The organism is Hydrogenophaga sp. 2FB (assembly GCF_005503365.1).
Taxonomy (GTDB): domain Bacteria; phylum Pseudomonadota; class Gammaproteobacteria; order Burkholderiales; family Burkholderiaceae_C; genus Hydrogenophaga.
In genome coordinates, this window is the sequence record NZ_SCML01000005.1 from 154,630 (window position 1) to 173,013 (window position 18,384).

At 63.9% G+C, this 18,384-nt stretch carries 19 protein-coding genes; 1 reads left to right on the top strand and 18 read right to left on the bottom strand.

The window, feature by feature from the left end; genetic code table 11:
* Window positions 1-27 precede the first annotated feature (27 nt).
* Window positions 28-3,597, top strand: a complete 3,570-nt coding sequence (gene dnaE / locus FFS09_RS04885; RefSeq protein ID WP_137917732.1) for a DNA polymerase III subunit alpha — start codon at window positions 28-30, stop codon at window positions 3,595-3,597.
* Window positions 3,598-3,720: 123 nt separating this feature from the next.
* On the opposite strand, the gene tolA is transcribed toward dnaE, so the two are convergent.
* The 18 genes from tolA to FFS09_RS04975 form a co-directional block, all read right to left on the bottom strand.
* Window positions 3,721-4,617, bottom strand: a complete 897-nt coding sequence (gene tolA / locus FFS09_RS04890) for a cell envelope integrity protein TolA (RefSeq protein WP_137917733.1) — start codon at window positions 4,615-4,617, stop codon at window positions 3,721-3,723.
* Window positions 4,618-4,636: 19 nt separating this feature from the next.
* Window positions 4,637-5,080 carry a biopolymer transporter ExbD gene (locus tag FFS09_RS04895; RefSeq protein ID WP_137917734.1) on the bottom strand — a complete coding sequence of 148 codons (444 nt, stop codon included), beginning with the start codon at window positions 5,078-5,080 and terminating at the stop codon, window positions 4,637-4,639.
* Between the two features lie 2 nt (window positions 5,081-5,082).
* On the bottom strand, window positions 5,083-5,781 hold the full coding sequence (gene tolQ, locus FFS09_RS04900; protein WP_137917735.1) for a protein TolQ: 699 nt from the start codon (window positions 5,779-5,781) through the stop codon (window positions 5,083-5,085).
* A gap of 46 nt (window positions 5,782-5,827) precedes the next feature.
* On the bottom strand, window positions 5,828-6,268 hold the full coding sequence (gene ybgC, locus FFS09_RS04905; RefSeq protein WP_137917736.1) for a tol-pal system-associated acyl-CoA thioesterase: 441 nt from the start codon (window positions 6,266-6,268) through the stop codon (window positions 5,828-5,830).
* The gene (locus FFS09_RS04910; RefSeq protein WP_137917737.1) at window positions 6,265-7,485 is read right to left on the bottom strand and encodes a pyridoxal phosphate-dependent aminotransferase; all 1,221 of its coding nucleotides are present in this window, start codon (window positions 7,483-7,485) and stop codon (window positions 6,265-6,267) included. Before FFS09_RS04910 ends, ybgC begins: the two co-directional genes overlap by 4 nt.
* Window positions 7,482-8,000 carry a transcription antitermination factor NusB gene (nusB, locus tag FFS09_RS04915; RefSeq protein ID WP_137917738.1) on the bottom strand — a complete coding sequence of 173 codons (519 nt, stop codon included), beginning with the start codon at window positions 7,998-8,000 and terminating at the stop codon, window positions 7,482-7,484. Before nusB ends, FFS09_RS04910 begins: the two co-directional genes overlap by 4 nt.
* A gap of 8 nt (window positions 8,001-8,008) precedes the next feature.
* Entirely contained in the window at window positions 8,009-8,473 is a 465-nt protein-coding gene (ribH, locus tag FFS09_RS04920; protein WP_137917739.1) for a 6,7-dimethyl-8-ribityllumazine synthase, read from the bottom strand.
* A gap of 39 nt (window positions 8,474-8,512) precedes the next feature.
* Window positions 8,513-9,643 carry a bifunctional 3,4-dihydroxy-2-butanone-4-phosphate synthase/GTP cyclohydrolase II gene (gene ribBA / locus FFS09_RS04925; protein ID WP_137917740.1) on the bottom strand — a complete coding sequence of 377 codons (1,131 nt, stop codon included), beginning with the start codon at window positions 9,641-9,643 and terminating at the stop codon, window positions 8,513-8,515.
* Complete coding sequence (locus FFS09_RS04930) at window positions 9,640-10,287, bottom strand: riboflavin synthase (RefSeq protein ID WP_137917741.1); 648 nt, start codon at window positions 10,285-10,287, stop codon at window positions 9,640-9,642. The genes ribBA and FFS09_RS04930 overlap by 4 nt, the downstream gene beginning before the upstream one ends.
* Before the next feature lie 120 nt (window positions 10,288-10,407).
* Window positions 10,408-11,559 (bottom strand): bifunctional diaminohydroxyphosphoribosylaminopyrimidine deaminase/5-amino-6-(5-phosphoribosylamino)uracil reductase RibD, encoded by a 1,152-nt coding sequence (ribD, locus tag FFS09_RS04935; RefSeq protein WP_137917742.1) that lies wholly within the window; start codon window positions 11,557-11,559, stop codon window positions 10,408-10,410.
* A 47-nt stretch (window positions 11,560-11,606) separates the two neighbouring features.
* Complete coding sequence (locus FFS09_RS04940) at window positions 11,607-12,095, bottom strand: type IV pilin protein (RefSeq protein WP_354595867.1); 489 nt, start codon at window positions 12,093-12,095, stop codon at window positions 11,607-11,609.
* Window positions 12,096-12,107: 12 nt separating this feature from the next.
* Window positions 12,108-12,797 (bottom strand): hypothetical protein, encoded by a 690-nt coding sequence (locus FFS09_RS04945; RefSeq protein ID WP_137917743.1) that lies wholly within the window; start codon window positions 12,795-12,797, stop codon window positions 12,108-12,110.
* A complete protein-coding gene (locus tag FFS09_RS04950; protein WP_137917744.1) occupies window positions 12,794-13,570 on the bottom strand; it encodes a PilW family protein in 777 nt (258 codons plus the stop codon). Before FFS09_RS04950 ends, FFS09_RS04945 begins: the two co-directional genes overlap by 4 nt.
* Window positions 13,567-14,097 carry a PilV family protein gene (locus FFS09_RS04955; RefSeq protein ID WP_171019878.1) on the bottom strand — a complete coding sequence of 177 codons (531 nt, stop codon included), beginning with the start codon at window positions 14,095-14,097 and terminating at the stop codon, window positions 13,567-13,569. The genes FFS09_RS04950 and FFS09_RS04955 overlap by 4 nt, the downstream gene beginning before the upstream one ends.
* A 74-nt stretch (window positions 14,098-14,171) precedes the next feature.
* A complete protein-coding gene (locus FFS09_RS04960) occupies window positions 14,172-14,684 on the bottom strand; it encodes a GspH/FimT family pseudopilin (protein ID WP_212745054.1) in 513 nt (170 codons plus the stop codon).
* Between the two features lie 668 nt (window positions 14,685-15,352).
* A complete protein-coding gene (gene nrdR, locus FFS09_RS04965; RefSeq protein ID WP_137917747.1) occupies window positions 15,353-15,802 on the bottom strand; it encodes a transcriptional regulator NrdR in 450 nt (149 codons plus the stop codon).
* 22 nt (window positions 15,803-15,824) lie between these two features.
* On the bottom strand, window positions 15,825-17,069 hold the full coding sequence (glyA, locus tag FFS09_RS04970; protein WP_137917748.1) for a serine hydroxymethyltransferase: 1,245 nt from the start codon (window positions 17,067-17,069) through the stop codon (window positions 15,825-15,827).
* A 251-nt stretch (window positions 17,070-17,320) separates the two neighbouring features.
* Window positions 17,321-18,199, bottom strand: a complete 879-nt coding sequence (locus tag FFS09_RS04975; RefSeq protein ID WP_502703717.1) for a transglycosylase SLT domain-containing protein — start codon at window positions 18,197-18,199, stop codon at window positions 17,321-17,323.
* Between the last annotated feature and the right edge of the window lie 185 nt (window positions 18,200-18,384).

Genomic DNA, 18,384 nt, shown 5'->3' on the forward strand with positions numbered 1-18,384 from the left:
GGGCTGCGCGCCTTCTAAAATGGCCCGATGTTCACCCATCTGCGCCTGCACACCGAATTCTCCGTCGTCGACGGCACCAACCGCATCGATGACGTCGTGGCCGCAGCGGCCGCCGACGGCCAGCCCGCGCTGGCCATCACCGATCTCAGCAACCTCTTTGGCGCGGTCAAGTTTTACAAGGAAGCGCGCGGCGCGGGCATCAAACCCATCATTGGCGCCGAGGTCATGCTGCAAGGTTTCAGCGAAGAAACCGCTGGCGCCATGCCCGGCGCCCACCAGCCTGCCGCACCGCGTGTGCTGCTGCTGGTGCAGGACAAACAGGGTTACCTGAACCTCAGCGAGCTGCTCGCGCGGGCCTGGACGCGCAACGACGGCCGTGGCGGGGCGCTGGTGCAACGCGACTGGCTGCAGGAGTGCAACGCGGGGCTGATCATGATCTCGGGCGCGCAGGCCGGCCCGGTGGGGCAGGCGCTGGTGCAAGGCGATGCCGAGCGCGCGGCCGACCTCGCGCTGCAGCTCTCGACCATCTTCACGCACCGCTTCTACATCGAACTGCAGCGCGCCGGGCGCGCCGATGACGAGCGCCACGTGACGGCGGCGGTGCAGCTCGCCGCGCGCCTGCACCTGCCGGTGGTGGCCACGCACCCGGTGCAGTTTCTCGAACCCGACGACTACGAATCGCACGAGGCGCGCGTGTGCATCGCCGAGGGCGAGATCCTCGGCAACAACCGGCGCGTGCGCCGCTTCACGCGCGAACAGTACTTCAAGAGCGCCGAGCAGATGCAGGCGCTGTTTGCCGACGTGCCCTCCGCCGTGGCCAACTCGCTGGAGATCGCCAAGCGCTGCAACCTCACGCTGGTGCTGGGCAAGCCACAGTTGCCCAACTTCCCCACACCGGTGATCGACGGTGTGCCAATGCCCATGTCGGACTTCTTCCGGCAGTCGTCGTTCGAAGGTCTGGAAGAGCGTCTGGCGCACCTGTACCCGAACGAGGCCAAGCGCGATGCCGAGCGCCCGCGCTATGTGGCGCGCCTGGAGTTCGAGATCAACACCATCTTGAACATGGGGTTCCCGGGCTACTTCCTGATCGTGGGCGACTTCATCAACTGGGCCAAGAACAACGGCTGCCCGGTCGGGCCGGGCCGGGGCTCGGGCGCGGGTTCTCTCGTGGCCTACGCGCTGAAGATTACCGACCTCGACCCGCTGCAATACAACCTGCTGTTCGAGCGCTTCCTGAACCCGGAGCGGGTGTCCATGCCCGACTTCGACATCGACTTCTGCCAGTCCAACCGCGACCGCGTGATCGACTACGTCAAGGACAAGTACGGCAAGGAAGCGGTGAGCCAGATCGCCACCTTCGGCACGCTGGCCGCGCGCGCGGCCATCCGCGACGTGGGCCGCGTGCTCGACTTCTCTTATGGTTTCTGTGACGGCATCTCCAAGCTGATTCCGAACAAACCGGGCATGTCGGTCACGCTGCAGTACCCGCCGGTGCCGAAGAAGGACGGCGACAAGAACAACTACGCGATCGAGATGGAGCCGGTGCTGGCCGAGCGCATCCAGAAGGAAGACGACGTCAAGACGCTGATCGAGATGGCGCAAAAGCTCGAAGGCATGACGCGCAACATCGGCATGCACGCCGGTGGCGTGCTCATCGCGCCGGGAAAGCTCACCGACTTCTGCCCGCTGTACGCGCAGCCGGGCAGCGACTCGGCCGTGAGCCAGTACGACAAGGACGACGTGGAGGCCATCGGCCTGGTGAAGTTCGACTTCCTGGGCCTGGCCACGCTGACCATCCTGGAGATCGCGCGCGAGTTCATCATCAAGCGCCACCCCGGCCAGGAGAACTTCCGCTTCGAGGACGTGCCCCTGGACGACCAGCGTGTGTACGCGCTGTTCTCGCGCGGGCAGACCGAAGCCGTGTTCCAGTTTGAAAGCCGCGGCATGCAAGGCATGCTGAAAGACGCCAAGCCCTCGCGCCTGGAAGACCTGATCGCCCTCAACGCGCTGTACCGACCGGGCCCGATGGACCTGATTCCCAGCTTCGTGAACCGCAAGCACGGCAAGGAAACCATCGAGTACCCGCACCCGGCGGTGGCCGAGATGCTGTCCGAAACCTACGGGATCATGGTCTACCAGGAACAGGTGATGCAGACCGCGCAGATCCTGGGCGGCTATTCGCTCGGTGGCGCCGACATGCTGCGCCGCGCGATGGGCAAGAAAAAGGCCGAGGAGATGGCCGAGCACCGCGACAAGTTCCGCGCCGGTGCGCTTGCCACCCATGGCATCACCCAGGAGAAGGCTGACGAAGTTTTCGACTTGATGGAGAAGTTCGCGGGCTACGGCTTCAACAAGTCGCACGCCGCCGCGTACTCGCTGCTCGCGTACCACACCGGTTGGCTCAAGGTGCACTACACCGCCGAGTTCTTCTGCGCCAACATGACGGTGGAAATGGACGACACCGACAAGCTCAAGGTGTTGTACGAAGACGCGCTGAAGATGGGCATTGCCTTCGAGGCACCCGATGTGAACCGCGGCTTCCACCGCTTCGAGCCGATCACCAACAAGTCCATCCGCTATGGCCTGGGCGCCATCAAAGGCACGGGCCAGCAGGCGATCGAGGCCATTGTGGCCGCGCGCGAAGGCCGAGGCGAAGGGCCGCGTGGTGATGAGAAGGGCCCGTTCAAAAGCTTGTTCGATTTCTGTGTGCGCGTCGACCGCACGCGTTTGAACAAGCGCACGGTAGAAGCGCTGATCAAGGCCGGCGCGTTCGACTCGCTGCACCTGAACCGCGCGGAGATGTTGGCCTCGGTGAACCGCGCGTTCGAGTTCGCCGCCGCCAGCCTGGCCAACGCCAACCAGGGCGGTCTGTTCGACGTGATGGGCGACGACGACCATGGTTCGAGCACGCAAGAACCCGATCTGGTGGCCACCACGCCCTGGGGCATCAAGGAGCGCCTGACGCTGGAGAAGACCGCGATGGGCTTCTACTTCTCCGGCCACCTGTTCGACGAAGTGGAGCGCGAGGTGCGCCGCTTTGCCCGCAGACCGCTGGGCGACGTGGTGGAGAGCCGCGACCCGGTGATCCTCGCCGGCATCGTGACCGATTTCCGCGTCATCAACGGCCAGCGCGGCAAGCTCGCGCTGTTCAAGCTCGACGACAAGACCGGCGTGTTCGAAACCAGCGCCGACGAGAACCTCATCAACCTGCACCGCAACCTGCTCAAGGACGACGAGCTCATCATCGTGCAGGCGGTGGCGCAGCCCGACCGTTTCTCTGGCGGTGTGCGGCTGAAGATCCAACAGGTCTGGGACCTGGCCGCCGCGCGCTGCCGTTTTGGCAAGTACCTGCGCGTGGCGGTGAACGGCACGGCGCCATCCATTGCCGAGCTGGTGCGCGAGTTCCCGCCCAAGCGCGAGCTCACCGACCAGGGCGAACTGGTGCGGGGCTTGCCGGTGCGGTTGGCGCTGTTGCGCGAAGGCGCGCAGTGTGAACTGCAACTGGACGATCGCGCGCTGTTCTTCCCCACGGACGCGGCGCTGGCCAGCTGGATGGCGCAGGCGCATGAGCAGCGGGCGGAGATTGTGTTTGACTAGTTTGGAATGACCCCCTGCGCCGCTGCGCGGCTTCCCCCTGAAGGGGGACAACGCCTGCGGCCCGGCGAAGCCGGTTCCGCGGTGTTTCTGGATCGCGGGGGTCTCGCGCCGGAGAGGCCTCTGTCAGTCGAGCGGTCGAAGCCCGATCACCAGCGATGACGGTACTGTGCCATTGGTGTCTTTCGGCAACGAGCTCGTCCGGTCGATCGCTCGGAGCACCGCATCGTCCCAGTCCTGGTTACCGCTGCTCTTGACGAGGCGGCGGGAGGTGATCGTGCCGTCGGGTGAGGTTCGCACTTCGACCTCAGCGCGCGGGTTGCCGGGCGCAACATCCGTGAACACCACGTTGGGCCGGATGCGCGCCGCCACGCGGCCCGCGTAGCCCGGCGTTGGGCCGCTGGACTGTTGGGCGGTGCCGGTGCTCTGCGGGCCACCGCTGGCGCCGGCCTGGCCCATCATGCGTTTGATCTGGTCTTCGCGGATCTGCGCCAGGCGCTTTTCTTCTGCCGCTTCCTTGCGCTCCTGCTCGCGCTTGTCGGCCGCGAGTTTTTGCTGGCGTTCCTTTTCTGCGGCTGCCTTTTCCGCCGCGGCGGCTTTCTTCTCGGTCGCTGCTTTTTCTGCAGCCTTCGCAGCCGCGACCTTCTTGGCCTCCTCTTCACGTTCCTTCTTCTCTGCCTCGGCCTTCTTCTTGGCTTGCGCGGTCGCGATCTCGGCTTGCGTGGGGCCTGGTGGTGGCGGCGCGGGCGCTGGCGCCGGTTTTGGCGCGGGAGCCGGTGTAGGTGCAGGCGTGGGCTGTGGCGGTGGAGGAGGGGGTTCCACCGCGCGCGGCGCCGCCTGCTGCGGCGTGCGCGACCAGAGTTCGGCTTCCACGGTGACCGGCTCGCCGTCCTTTTCCCATTGCACGCCAAACGTCAGGGCGATGATCAGGATGCCGTGCGCGATCAGCGCGAGCCCCACAGGGCCGAGCCAGCGTCCGCTGCGTGGCGGGGTGAGGTCGAGGTGGTCGGCGGTGGTCTGCATGGCTGGACGGTGGCGTGTTTCAGCGTGAGGTTTGCACCGAAAGGCCCACGCGCGCAACGCCGTTGCGCTGCAAGGTGTCCATCACGCGAACAACGGCTTCGTACTTGACGTTCTTGTCGGCGCTGATGACCACCGGCACACCGCCTTCGGGTGCGCTGCCCCGGCTGGCTTGCAGTTGCTGCACGCGCGCGACCAACTGGCCCATGGACACCGGTTGCGGTTCGCCGCTGGAGGAACCTTCGCGCACGGAAATCTTTTCGTCCTTGTCGATCACCACGGCCACGAAGCGGTCTGGCTGGCGCCCCGCCTGGCCTACGCTGGGCAGGGCGATCTGGCTCGGCGTGATCAGCGGCGCGGTCACCATGAAGATGATCAGCAGCACCAGCATCACATCGATGAACGGGACCATGTTGATCTCGTTGATGGTGCGGCGGCCTCGGCCGCGTGAGGAGACGGCTGGCATGTTCAGTGTCCCGACGGCGTCTGAGCGTGCGCGCCCAGGTTGCGTTGGAGGATGTTGGAGAACTCTTCCATGAAGGTCTCCATGGCATTGGCCACGCGGTCGATGTCGTGCGAGAAGCGGTTGTAGAACACGACCGCGGGAATGGCGGCGAACAGGCCGATGGCGGTGGCGACCAGGGCTTCGGCAATGCCCGGTGCCACGGTGGCCAGGGTCACTTGCGCCAACGCGGCCAGGCCAGTGAAGGCGTGCATGATGCCCCAGACGGTGCCGAACAGGCCCACATAGGGCGAGACCGAGCCGACCGAGCCGAGGAAGGAGAGGTTGGTTTCCAGTGCGTCCAGTTCGCGCTGGAAGCTCGCGCGCATGGCGCGGCGCGCGCCGTCGAGCAGGGCACCGCTGTCGGTGATGCGGCGCTCGCGCAGCTTCTGGTACTCGCGCATGCCGCTGGCGAAGATGCGTTCCATCGGTCCGCCATGCTTGGCGTTCTGAGCGGCGCCGGCGTACAGGTCGTTGAGGTTGGTGCCCGACCAGAACTCGCGCTCGAATTCATCGTTGTGGCTGCGCACGCGCTTGAGCGCGAACACCTTGCGGAAGATCGCCGCCCAACTGACCACGGAGACCACCACCAGCAGGGCCACGACAGCCTGGACCACCCAGCTCGCGTTGAGCATCAATTGAACGATGGAAAGATCTTGGGTCATGGAGGTTCGGATGCGGTAGGTAACGGAAAAGTTTCAGGAGGACGGCTCAGGCCGGCTGTGCCTGGAGCGCCTGCAAAACCAGGGTGGGGATGCGCTGGGGGCGCAGGCTGGCGGCATCCACCCAGCCAATGCGGATGGTGCCCTCGCACAGCAACGCAGGCGACGCACCGGCTTCGTGGGCCTTCACCAGCGCGCTCTGCTGGATTGTCAGCGAGGCGCGGCCCGCTTCACGGACACAGGCTGTAACGAGAAGCAAATCATCCAGGCGCGCCGGGCGGTGGTAGCGCAGTTGGGTGTCGGTGACCACGAACATGCCGCCGACCTCGTCGCGCAACCGCTGCTGTTCGACGCCCAGGTGCCGCAGCCACTCGGTGCGCGCGCGTTCGAAGAACTTGAGGTAGTTGGCGTAGAAGACGATGCCGCCCGCGTCGGTGTCTTCCCAGTACACGCGCACGGGCCAGGTGAAGGGGGCGGCGGTCTCGTTCACAAGGCTTGTTCCAGGCGGGCCACCGCTTCTTGAAGCTGTGCCATCGAGTTGGCGGTGGAGAAGCGCAGGTAGCGGCCGGGTTCAGCGTTGCCAAAGTCGCGCCCTGGGGTGGCGGCCAACTGGCAGCGCTTCATGAGCTCGAACGCAAGCGACCAACTGCCACCTTCGTCGGGCCGCGCGCCCTGTGGCGCAATGCCCCAGCGCTCGCAGAGCCCGCGCACGTCGGCCCAGGCATAGAACGCCCCATCGGGCATCACCGGCACATTCAGACCCAGACGGTCCATGGCGGGAATGAAGAAGTCCCGCCGCGCCTTGAACTCGGTGCGCCGGCGTTCGTACTCGGCGAGGCTGTCGGGTTCGAAACAGGCCAGCGCGGCGTGTTGGGCGATGGTGCTGGCGCAGATGAACAGGTTCTGCGCCAGGCGTTCGACGGCAGGCACCAGGGCAGGGGGCAGCACCAGCCAGCCCAGGCGCCAGCCGGTCATGTTGAAGTACTTGGAGAAGCTGTTGATGCTGATGACCTCGTTGCCCAGGCCATCGGGCAGGCCCAACGCGCTGTGGCCGTACTCGTCGTCAAAACTCAGGCCGAGGTAGATCTCGTCCACCAGTGTGATGCCGCCTTTGTGGCGAACGAACCGCGCAATGCGCTCGAGTTCGTCGCGCGCGATGCTGGTGCCGGTGGGGTTCGACGGCGATGCCAGCAACACACCGCGCGTCGCGGGGTTCCAGGCGGCTTCGACCTGTTCGGCGCTCAATTGAAACCGTTGCGCCGGGCCGGAGGGAATCAACACCGCACGGCCTTCCGCGGCCTGCACGAACTGCCGGTTGCAGGGATAGCTCGGATCGGGCATGAGCACTTCGTCGCCCGCTTCGATGAGCGCGAGGCAGGCGAGTTGAAGTGCGGCAGAGGCACCGGCGGTGACGACGATGCGGGCCGGATCGATGCGCAGACCGAAGCGCGAGGCATACCAGCCGCTGATGGCTTCGCGCAGCGCGGGCAGGCCGGTGGCCTGCGTGTACTGGCTGCGGCCGTCGCGAATGGCGCGTTCGGCTGCGGCTGTGACCAGCGGTGGCGCCGTGAAATCGGGTTCGCCGATGTTGAGGTAGATCATCGGCCGGTCGTGGGGACCGGCCTGGGCCGCCATGGCAGAGGCGGCCTTGGCCAGCTCCATCACGTAAAACGGCTCGACGCGCTGTGCGCGCTGGGCGATCCTCATGGAGCGGGTTTGCGCGACGGGCCGCGCGTGGCCGGCGATGCAGCCACTTCGGCGGGGCGCAATTGCGAGGCCAGTTGGTGCAACACGCCGTTGACGTACTTGTGGCCGTCGGTGCCGCCGAACGATTTCGCCAGCTCGATGCACTCGTTGAGTACCACGCGCCAGGGCACGTCGAGGCAGTGCTGGAACTCGTAGGCGCCGATCCAGAGCACGCCGTGCTCGATGGGCGAGAGCTCGGCCAACGGCCGGTCCAGGCGGGGCGTGATCAGCGCGTCCATCGCCGCGGCCTCGGCAATGCAGCCGTGCAAGAGCGCGTCGAAGTGCACGCTGTCGGCCTTGTGAAAACCCGCGAGGTCGCGCGTGAACGTATCGATGTCGACGGGGGCATTGCGACCCACCAGGTGCTGGTAGATCGCCTGCAATGCGAATTCGCGCGCGCGGGTGCGGGCGGACTTGTCGGCCGCCTTGCGAACCGCGCTCTTGGCGCTGGAGGAGGGGGTATCTGCTGCGGACATGGTGTGGTTCAACCGATTTCTTGAAGCAGATGGGCCATTTCCACCGCCACACGGGCAGCATCGCGGCCCTTGTCGGTCTGGCGGGCCACGGCCTGCTCCAGGTTCTCGGTGGTCAGGATGGCGTTGGCAATGGGGATCTGGTAGTCGAGCGACAAGCGCGTCACACCAGCGCCGGACTCGTTGGCCACCAGTTCGAAGTGGTAGGTTTCGCCGCGGATGATGCAGCCCAGTGCGATCAGCGCGTCGAAATCGTCGCGCTCGGCCATGGCCTGCAGGGCCACCGGCACTTCCAGTGCGCCGGGCACCTTCACGTGGGCGATGTTCTTGTCCTGCACGCCCAGCGCCAGCAACTCCGCGAGGCAGGCGTTGAAGAGGGCGTCTGTGATGCCTTCGTTGAAGCGGGCTTGCACGATGCCGATGCTGAGTTTTTTTCCGTCGGGCACGCTGGAGGTGCCTTTGTCTGCGCCGAACATGTGGGGGGCCGTTTCCGAGTAGAGAGAGGTTGGGGGGTTTTAGTCGTCGTGGCCGATATAGCCCGTGATCTCGAGGCCGTAGCCGGTCATGCTGGGCATGCGCCGCGGGTTGCCCAGCAGTTGCATGCGGTGCACGCCGCAGTCGCGCAGAATTTGTGCGCCCACGCCGTACGTGCGCAAGTCCATGCGGCCGCGCTCGGGTGCCTGGGCGGGGCGCGCCGTGCCCTCGAACTGCTCCAGCAATTGCTCGGCCGTCTCGCCGCAGTTGAGCAGCACGGCCACGCCTGCGCCAGCCTGGGTGATGTGGCGCAGGCTCGCCTCCAGACTCCAGGAGTGCATGGAGCGGCCCACTTCCAGCGCATCGAGCACCGACAGCGGTTCGTGCACGCGCACGGCCACACTGTCCTCTGGACCCCACTGGCCCTTGACCAACGCAAGGTGCAGTGCGCCGCTGGGCTGGTCTTTGAAGGCCGTGGCCTGGAACTCGCCGAAGGCGGTGTTCAGGGTGCGGGTGCCGAGTTTCTGCACCATGCGTTCGTTGCGGCTGCGGTGCTCGATCAGATCGGCGATGGTGCCGATCTTCAGGCCGTGTTCGGCGGCGAACGCTTGCAGATCGGGCAAGCGGGCCATGGTGCCGTCGTCTTTCATGATCTCGCAGATCACGGCGGCGGGGCTGCAGCCGGCCATCTGGGCCAGATCGCAACCGGCTTCGGTGTGGCCTGCGCGCATGAGCACGCCGCCTTCCACAGCCTGCAACGGGAAGATGTGGCCGGGTTGCACCAGGTCGATCGCTTGCGCGTTCGATGCCACGGCAGCTTGCACGGTGCGCGCGCGGTCGGCGGCGGAGATACCGGTGGTGACGCCCTCGGCGGCTTCGATCGACACCGTGAACGCCGTGCCCATCTTGGTGCCATTGCGCGGCACCATGGGCGGCAGACGCAGGCGCTCGCAACGTTCGCGGGTGAGGGTGAGGCAGATCAGGCCACGACCGAAGCGCGCCATGAAATTGATGGCTTCGGGCGTGACGTGGTCGGCCGCGAGCACCAGATCGCCTTCGTTTTCGCGGTCCTCTTCGTCGACCAGGATCACGATGCGCCCGGCGCGCATGTCGGCGACGATGTCCTCGACCGGGGAAATGGCCACTGGGGCCGGGGTTTCGGGGGCGTTCATGCGGAGTGTTCCTTGGTGGGATGTGCGCCGGCGCTGAGCATGCGCTCGACATAACGCGCGACGGTGTCGATTTCGAGGTTGACCGAACTGTCTTCGGTCAACTCGCCCAGCGCGGTGTTCTGCACCGTGTGGGGAATGAGGTTGATGCTGAATTCACAGCCCGTCGCGCCATCGGCCACCTGGTTGACCGTGAGGCTCACGCCGTTGACCGTGATCGAGCCCTTGTAGGCGAGGTACTTGCCGAGTTCGGCCGGCGCCATCACACGCAACTCCCAACTTTCGCCGACCTGGGCGAAGCGGGTGACTGTGCCGACGCCATCCACGTGGCCGGAGACGATATGCCCACCTAGGCGATCGTGGGCGCGCAGCGCTTTTTCCAAGTTGATGCGGCGGCCGGGTTGCGCCAGACCCGTGGTGCGGGTCAACGACTCGGCTGAAATATCGATGGTGAAGTGGTGCTGGGGCAGATTCAACGACGTGACGGTCATGCAAGCGCCATTCAGCGCAATGCTGTCGCCCAGACCGACGTCGTCGAGGTAGCCCGGCGGCGCCTCGAGGGTGAGTCGCTTGCCGTGTTCCAAAGAGCTGCCCAGGTCGTGGAGGTCGGCGATACGCCCCACGCCGGTGATGATGCCGGTAAACATCCGGCTATTTTCGCAGGGTTTTGAACGGCGGGGTTTGTGCCGGGTGGGGCAACGTCCAGGGATGCTCCCGACGACGATGGGAACCGCACCGAAAAACGGGCTTTGGCGCGGGGGGGGCTGTCAGGTTGCGGGGTGCAGAAACCTGTCGCGGCCTTGGAATCGGGCCAGGATACGCAGGTCTTGGCCAACAGGTTCGACCGATTCGTAGCGAAGCCTGGGGCCATCGCTGAGCTGTTCCAGCGGGCCAAAGTTGGCCACGCCGGCACCGCGCCCCAGCAGTTGCGGCGCGACATAGAGAAGGAGTTCGTCCACCAATCCTTCGCGCAGAAGCGAGCCATTGAGTTTGTGACCCGCTTCGACGTGCAGTTCGTTCACTTCTCGGCGCCCGAGGTCGTTCAGCAGACCCGGCAGGTCGACCTTGTCGTTGGCACCCGGCATTTGCACGAGGGTAGCGCCCTGCGCCTGCAGTGCCGCCTCCTTGGCGGCGTTTCGGGTTGCGTGGTAAATCCAGATCTGACGCGAATGCCCATCGGCCGGCGCCCGAAACAATCGTGCGGTCAGCGGTGTCTGAAGGCGGCTGTCCACCACCACAAGATGCGGTTGGCGTGGGGCGTCGACAAGTCGCACATCGAGCGAAGGGTCGTCCTCGAGGACCGTGCCGATGCCCGTGAGCACCGCGCAGGCGCGTGCGCGCCAGGCGTGCCCGTTGGCACGGGCCGCTTCGCCGGTGATCCACTGACTGGCGCCGTTTTCCAGAGCCGTGATGCCGTCCAGGGAGGTTGCTGCCTTCATGCGCACCCACGGCGTGTGCCGGATCATACGGCTGAAGAAGCCGATGTTGAGTTCACGCGAGGCACGGGCAGCGGCGCTGTTGGGTGGGAGCACGTCAACCTCGATACCTGCGGCTCTCAGGCGCTCGATGCCTTGGCCGGCGACGAGCGGATTGGGGTCGCCGGTGAAGACCACCACCCGGGCCACCCCTGCCGCGATGAGTGCATCGCAACAGGGCGGGGTGCGGCCGTGGTGGGAGCAGGGCTCTAGTGAAACGTATGCCGTTGATCCTTGAACGGAATGCCCACGGGCCTGCGCATCCCGCAAGGCCATCACTTCCGCGTGGGGTCCGCCGGCCTTTTGCGTATGGCCCTCGGCCAGAACGCGGCCTGCGCCGTCTGAAATGACGCAACCCACACGCGGGTTGGGATTGGACAGTCGCTGTGCCTGCGCGGACAACGCATGGACACGATCCAACAGTTCCGTGTCGTTGAGGGGCATGAAATTGTGGCGGGGCCGCTGGCGGCCACGCGGTAGTGGAAGAGGGGTCAAGACCCTTTGAAGCAATTGGCCAAAGAGGTACCTGACGCATTGTTGCTGATCGAACGCGCCCCCGTGTGCGTGATCGTCAGATTGCCACAACGGTCGCCGGCCATGGCGTTGGTAGGCGTGGCTCGGAGTGAGTAGCTGGTTTCGACGGTGGTCTTGTCCACGGCTTCTCCGTCTTCCATCAGGGAAATGGTGTAGGCCGGGGCAGGACCGTCCCTGGGGGAGCGAGCGAGGTCCGCCGGGAGGGTCGCGCCCTCGAAAGTGTCGCGTGCACTGTAGTAGCGCCTCATGTATTGCTCGGCCTCGGACAGCGCGCGTTGCACGTCAGCCCGGCGCGATGCGCGTACATGTTCTGTGTAGGAGGGGTAGGCAATGGCCGCAAGAATGCCGACGATGGCCACCACGACCATGAGTTCGATTAAGGTAAAGCCGCGAGCAGGAGTCGAGCGGCGGGATGGGACGGTCCGTTGGCATAAACGCATGGGCATGGCACGGCTTGCTCAATTGGATGGGGGGCGACTGAGCTGGTATTGGGTGCGGCTCCATCCGCATTCGATGTTGAAGTCTTGCGGATTGTTTCCCGTGCCTAGTGTTTTGCCGGACTCAGCTCTGCAGCCCTGGGGGGTGGGGTAGCCTTCTCCGTTTTGGCCGTCCACGGCGCGGTACGTGCGCTCGCTAGGCGTCCATCCAGAGCTTTTCCGCATAAGCTGCATTCCGCGCGAATAGCCGCCCTCTCCCGCCAGTACCACGGAACCATAGACCACCTTCCCGTCGAGTTTGCTCACAAAGAAACGCGTGGACGCGCCATCGAGCGCGTTCAGCGCATACAGGAAGTTCGGTGGCAACGCAGCGGCGGTACAGGTTTCTTCGCCTGTGCTGCTAGGCGCCGTGAGCACGGTGGTGGCAATGAGCACCGACCGACCCACGTTGCGAATCTGATCGAGCGAGCGTTCCCCCTCGTGCGTGCGCCCCAGTGGCACTGTCCAGCCGCGGTGCAATTTCCAGTCGATGACGTTTTTGCTCGCGTTGTAGAACGTGTCGTTGCCCACGGCAATGGCGGTGTCTTTCAACACCGTCTGCTGAAGAAGTTGCTCCACGGCTATCGGCGTGAACGAGGCAACATCCTCTTTGCCAATAGGTGTCGGATCCCAGACGCCATAAATCGCTTCGTTGATCTTTGTGTCGCTCAAATCTCCATCGCTGAGCAAAATGCCTGTGGCCACCACCACGATGGCCCCCCCCTTGGGATGCGGTTGCCATGCAGGAGATCCGTAGATGGGGCGGTTGTCACCGCATAGGTGATCTGCATGTCCTCGATGTTCGGAATGAGCGCCGTGGCCGCCGCGAAACCGCCACTTGTGGGGGATCCGTTTTTGCCTTTGCAAAACAGCGTCGGAACACCGTCGTTGTTGCCGTCGGCAGCTATGTAGTAACGGTTGTCCGCCAATGGAATGGTGACCCCTGCGCCAATGTCCCATGCAGAGATGCCGATGAAGCTGCAGTTGGCCGGCTGTAGAACCGAGGTTGTCAAGTCGGTGACGGGTTGCGTATTCAACAGCGTTGCCTCATAGCGGACCGCAATCGCGTCGGGGCCGGTGCTGGCGGTGCTACATGCCATCGCATCGAAATCCTGATCGGCGGTGTTGTCGGAAAATCCCCCGTCGCAACCGCGCGCACCCACGCCTCGAAATTTGCGTTCGCCCTTGGCATCCAGGTCTGAATAGCCGGCAAGTCGGAGCTGCTGCTGCAGTATTTCCAGCGCCAGGCTGGCGTCTTCGTTCATCTGGGATTCCAACGTGCTGGCGCGCGAACCATTCGCGGCGGCCACATAGATGGCCGCGACCGCTCCTACCAGGAAGAGGCCAATGGCCATGGCTACCATGAGCTCCACAAGGCTCATCCCGCGTTGATGGACAACGAAGGACGGTGCGTGTCGGGTTGTGCGGCGCGGAAACAGTCTCATAGTCCGACCTTGAAATACATGCAGCTGTAGATGGCTTTGTCGGCGGCGCTCAGATTGCTGGGACAGTTGAACTGACCCGCCAGGAACAAGCTATCGCCCGTCGTAGTGGTGGGCTCCTGCCAGAGCAACCAGACATCCAGATTGCGAGCCTGGGCGGTAGGGTTTGTGATCACAACGGCACGTCCCTGGGGGAGTTGGTTCGCCACCGTGCGCTGAAAAAGTCCGCGGTCGAAGATGGCCACCTTTTCGGCAGCGGTGGATACAACGACTTCGTTGGCTTGCATGCCCGTTTGGGCCTCATCCATTTCGTCGTCCGTAGGGGCCTCATCCGACAGCGCTATGGCGTATTGGCCAAGGTCGTAGCCATAGATGTTGAGTCGGGCACGATCGGCGTAGTCGTTGACCAGACTCAGACCCGTGAGGCGCAATTGGGCGGCCTTGTTGTAGCCAAAGGTGGCTGCTGTCAAGCCGCCGATCCCCAGCAGACCAAACGAGACAAGCAGCAATGCGACCAGAATTTCGATCATGCTGGCGCCGCGGTGACGGAAGGTCTTCCTGGCTCGCCGAGGCGCTGAGGCGGGAATCGAGAAGGCTTGCATCGTCAGGCCTTCTGCGGCTGGTCTGTCGATCTGATGTACGGCCGGCCTACTCGATTCAGAACCACTTCGTTCATCTTGAGCGTGCGGCTCGCAGGGATGACACTCAGCGTTGTGGCATTGGAGGCCATGAGGCCGTTCGGCATGAAGGTCAGCTGCCGCACACCCACGGAGGTCTGCATGGTGCTCAGACCGGTCGATGCGCCGCGGGTTGCCAGCACGTTGTCGTTGGCATCCAGATCGCCACTGTTGTTGATGTCAACGTATACCAACCAACCCATGTGCCACTGGTTGCTGTTTCTGCAGGTTGTGCCGTTGGTGCTGCTGCACATCACAACGCGACGAGAGGTCTTGATCGATGTGGATCGCGCCAACTGGACGTGGGCGGTAAATGCCTTGGTCGCGCTATCGCGTTGCCATCCTCGAAGTTGATTGGTGAAGCTAGGGACCGCGATCATGGTCAGCAGGGCGGCCAAGACCAATGTGACCATGAGCTCCACCAAGGTGAAGCCGTGCACTGGGCGGGCACGAACGCGATAGGGGTGGGCGACTGGTTTATGCATCGAAGGTGGTACTCCGACGCGAAATGTATCGAAAGCCTCGCCGCTTGAAATGGTGGTTTCTGACGTGCGGTAGGTTTGGACTGGTCGAGGGATGTATGACTATAAATTATTACTTTTAAGGGAATTTTGCGATTGAATTTTGATTTAGTTAATTCATAAGATCCAAATACTCTGCGGGGTATGCGACGACACTATCGTGCTCAGATATGTGATTTATATTAGTTCAAAAGTAATATTAAAATGATCGACTTGTGTCGCGCCCTGGTGTCCCGGAAAGAGGAGAGTCCTTGTCGATGGACTGGTTCGCGGCGACGGGATCACCGGTTTTTGCCACGAATGCATGCGGCTGGCTGTAGTGCCCCCCTGCTGGCTTGAGCTCGCCACAATGTGGTTCGTTGGCGTTGGGGCGCAGCGAGCCCCAACCATCATCGCCTTAGGTCGTCAGTCGCGCACGCAATCTACCGACAGCCTTGTGATGACGACTTGCCTGCATTGCGCGTTCGCACGGATTGTCCAGCCCGGGATGTCCAGGACGGCGAGATGTTTTACCTGTGAACGACCAGCCAAGCAGGGGGGACGTGCGACAAACAGGTGGGTATCGGGCTCCTTCGGCGGAGCAACCTTCAACGTCGGACTTCGTCCACCAAAGCCCGAAACTCATCGATGTCCTCAAAGCTCCGGTAAACGCTCGCAAACCGGATGTAAGCCACTTTGTCGAGTTTTTTCAGTTCGCGCATGACCATCTCACCCAGGCGGGTGGCGGGCACTTCACGCGCGCCGAGATTGAGCAGTTTTTCCTCGATGCGTTCGATGGCGGAATCGACCTGTTCGGTGCTGACGGGGCGTTTGCGCAGTGCCAGGGCGAACGACGCGCGCAGTTTTCCTGGCACGTAGTCCATTCGCCGACCGTCTTTCTTGACGACCGCCGGAAAGCTGACTTCCGGGCGTTCGTAAGTGGTAAAGCGCTTTTCGCAGTGGCCGCACTGGCGGCGGCGGCGGATGAAATCCGCGTCTTCCGAGACGCGGGTCTCTACGACCTGGGTTTCAAGGTGGCCGCAGAACGGGCATTTCATCGCTTGACGCCGCCCCGTGCCATCACTTGTAGACCGGGAAGCGGGCCGTCAAGGCATTGACCTTGGCGCGGACCGCTTCGATGTTCGCTAGATCGCGCGGGTTGTCCAGCACATCGGCAATCAGATTGGCGGTCAACCGTGCTTCGTCGTCCTTGAAGCCGCGTGTCGTCATGGCTGGCGTGCCGATGCGCACGCCGCTGGTGACCATGGGCTTCTCCGGATCGTTCGGAATCGCGTTCTTGTTGATCGTCATGTGAGCGTTGCCCAGCACCGCCTCGGCTTCCTTGCCGGTGATGCCCTTGGCGCGCAGGTCGACCAGCATCACATGGCTTTCGGTCCGGCCGCTGACAATGCGCAGGCCGCGCGATGTCAGTGTTTCGGCGACGATGCTGGCGTTTATCAGGACTTGTTGCTGGTAGGCGGTGAATTCGGGGGATAGCGCTTCCTTGAAGGCGACGGCCTTGGCGGCAATCACGTGCATCAGCGGACCACCTTGCAGGCCGGGGAAGATGGCGCTGTTGATGGCCTTTTCGTGCTGGGCCTTCATCAGGATAATGCCGCCGCGTGGGCCGCGCAGGCTTTTGTGGGTGGTGGACGTCACCACGTCAGCGTGAGGAACCGGGTTGGGGTACACGCCTGCGGCAATCAGGCCGGCGTAGTGGGCCATGTCGACCATGAAGATGGCGCCCACGTCCTTGGCCACTTTGGCAAAACGTTCGAAGTCGATGCGCAGGCTGTAGGCCGAGGCGCCGGCGATGATGAGCTTGGGCTTGGTCTCGTGGGCCTTGCGCTCCATGGCCTCGTAGTCGATCTCTTCCTTGTCGTTCAAGCCGTAGGACACGACGTTGAACCATTTGCCGCTCATGTTGAGCGCCATGCCGTGCGTGAGGTGGCCACCTTCGGCCAGGCTCATACCCATGATGGTGTCGCCGGGCTTGAGGAAGGCCAGGAAGACCGCTTCGTTGGCGGAGGCGCCGCAATGTGCCTGCACGTTGGCCGCTTCGGCGCCAAAGATTTGCTTGACGCGATCAATCGCCAGTTGCTCGGCCACGTCGACGAACTCACAACCGCCGTAGTAGCGCTTGCCCGGATAACCCTCGGCGTACTTGTTCGTGAGTTGCGTGCCCTGAGCGGCCATGACGGCCGGTGAGGCGTAGTTTTCGCTGGCGATCAGCTCGATATGGTGTTCCTGGCGCGCGTTTTCGGCCTGGATGGCGGCGAACAATTCGGGATCGGTTTGCTCAATGAGAATGTTGCGGTCGTACATGGCAGTCCTTCAAGACATGAATCCTTGCGCGGTGACAAGGGCTGCCCAGGCGAACGGCTGAACACCCGAACCATTTGGTTGGGGCGGCACGCTTCCCAGTGGTTGTCCCTGCGGGTCGATCGTGGATCGGGCAGGGGGGCCACGTCAGCGGCTGCCGCCAACACGCAGCGTATGCGTGTCGGGGAGCGCGCCTATCGCCAGTCGCGTACTCGGCTAGTTTAGCCGACCGCGTTGAGGCCTCTGGTTGCCGCTCAGGATTGTGTGAGGGTGGGAGAGCCTGCAGGCATCGGCGGCGCAAGTGCCTCGGCGTCCTGTGTGGCGGCGGGCGCCGCAGGCGCTACCACCGGGGTTGGGGCTATGGGTTGCGGCACATACCGTTGCATGGGTTTGCCCAGCGCAACGCTTTGAATGCGCAGGTGTTCAGCCATGACCTTGTTGATGTAGCCACTGCCGTCGTGCGAGACCGCGCCGACATACAAACGCAAGCCGCCTTCGACCGAACCAGCCCGTGCGATGGCGTCCTGCAACACGCGCGCGCCGACCCGGAGGTTGGACACCGGATCAAAGGCCGCCAGTTGGCCGCCGAAGTCGTTGTACTTGTCGGTGTGCACGCGGGTAAGGACCTGCATGAGGCCCTGTGCACCAACCGGACTTTGTGCGAAAGGGTTGAAGCGCGACTCGATTGCCATGACCGCAAGGATCAAGGTCGGGTCAAGCTTGGCTTTCTCACCCACTTCGAAGGCCTCGGCCACCAGCACGCTCAGTGGCTCGGGCGCCACGCGGTACTTGCGGCTGAGCCAGAAGGTCACGTTGGCTTGCTGCTTGGGGAGGGCGCCGGGTTGCGCCGCCGTCACGCGGTCGATGGCCGTGGGTTCGGCGGAGTACATCGCAGGGGCGCTGGCCGCCTCCTGGCGCTCCAGCAACCAGCCCAGCAGCTGTTCTTCGGTGCTGGCGCGAAGGTCGGGCCTGGCGCTCAGGGTGATCACGCCCACGGCCAGCACGGTGCCCAGAAGGGCAAGGCCGTTGTGTGTGATGTCGAAGAAGCCCTGGTAGGCGTCGCCGATGGCGGTCTTGAGGGAAGCCATGGCACCTGAGGTGCTCTTGGTTGGCGTTACGTCGTGCGCGGTCATTTCGTCGCTCCTTTCTGCGTCGGCCTTGTTCGTGGGAACTGGGTCGACTGGATTGGTCGCCGTCGACGGCCCAATCGGGGAGCGGTCGAGTTAGCCGGTTGGGCAGCGGTTAGGGTTCACCCGGGGGCGAAAGCTGGCGCATCCTATGGGCTTATTAATATCAAGTCAATGTTTATGATCTTGAT

What these genes read in the sequence shown, in the direction of transcription:
- dnaE (WP_137917732.1), top strand. Translation starts at nt 28, where the DNA reads ATGTTCACCCATCTGCGCCTGCACACCGAATTCTCCGTCGTCGACGGC.
- tolA (WP_137917733.1), bottom strand. Translation starts at nt 4,617, where the DNA reads ATGCAGACCACCGCCGACCACCTCGACCTCACCCCGCCACGCAGCGGA.
- FFS09_RS04895 (WP_137917734.1), bottom strand. Translation starts at nt 5,080, where the DNA reads ATGCCAGCCGTCTCCTCACGCGGCCGAGGCCGCCGCACCATCAACGAG.
- tolQ (WP_137917735.1), bottom strand. Translation starts at nt 5,781, where the DNA reads ATGACCCAAGATCTTTCCATCGTTCAATTGATGCTCAACGCGAGCTGG.
- FFS09_RS04910 (WP_137917737.1), bottom strand. Translation starts at nt 7,485, where the DNA reads ATGAGGATCGCCCAGCGCGCACAGCGCGTCGAGCCGTTTTACGTGATG.
- nusB (WP_137917738.1), bottom strand. Translation starts at nt 8,000, where the DNA reads ATGTCCGCAGCAGATACCCCCTCCTCCAGCGCCAAGAGCGCGGTTCGC.
- ribH (WP_137917739.1), bottom strand. Translation starts at nt 8,473, where the DNA reads ATGTTCGGCGCAGACAAAGGCACCTCCAGCGTGCCCGACGGAAAAAAA.
- ribBA (WP_137917740.1), bottom strand. Translation starts at nt 9,643, where the DNA reads ATGAACGCCCCCGAAACCCCGGCCCCAGTGGCCATTTCCCCGGTCGAG.
- FFS09_RS04930 (WP_137917741.1), bottom strand. Translation starts at nt 10,287, where the DNA reads ATGTTTACCGGCATCATCACCGGCGTGGGGCGTATCGCCGACCTCCAC.
- ribD (WP_137917742.1), bottom strand. Translation starts at nt 11,559, where the DNA reads ATGCCCCTCAACGACACGGAACTGTTGGATCGTGTCCATGCGTTGTCC.
- FFS09_RS04940 (WP_354595867.1), bottom strand. Translation starts at nt 12,095, where the DNA reads ATGCCCATGCGTTTATGCCAACGGACCGTCCCATCCCGCCGCTCGACT.
- FFS09_RS04950 (WP_137917744.1), bottom strand. Translation starts at nt 13,570, where the DNA reads ATGAGACTGTTTCCGCGCCGCACAACCCGACACGCACCGTCCTTCGTT.
- FFS09_RS04955 (WP_171019878.1), bottom strand. Translation starts at nt 14,097, where the DNA reads ATGATCGAAATTCTGGTCGCATTGCTGCTTGTCTCGTTTGGTCTGCTG.
- nrdR (WP_137917747.1), bottom strand. Translation starts at nt 15,802, where the DNA reads ATGAAATGCCCGTTCTGCGGCCACCTTGAAACCCAGGTCGTAGAGACC.
- glyA (WP_137917748.1), bottom strand. Translation starts at nt 17,069, where the DNA reads ATGTACGACCGCAACATTCTCATTGAGCAAACCGATCCCGAATTGTTC.
- FFS09_RS04975 (WP_502703717.1), bottom strand. Translation starts at nt 18,199, where the DNA reads ATGACCGCGCACGACGTAACGCCAACCAAGAGCACCTCAGGTGCCATG.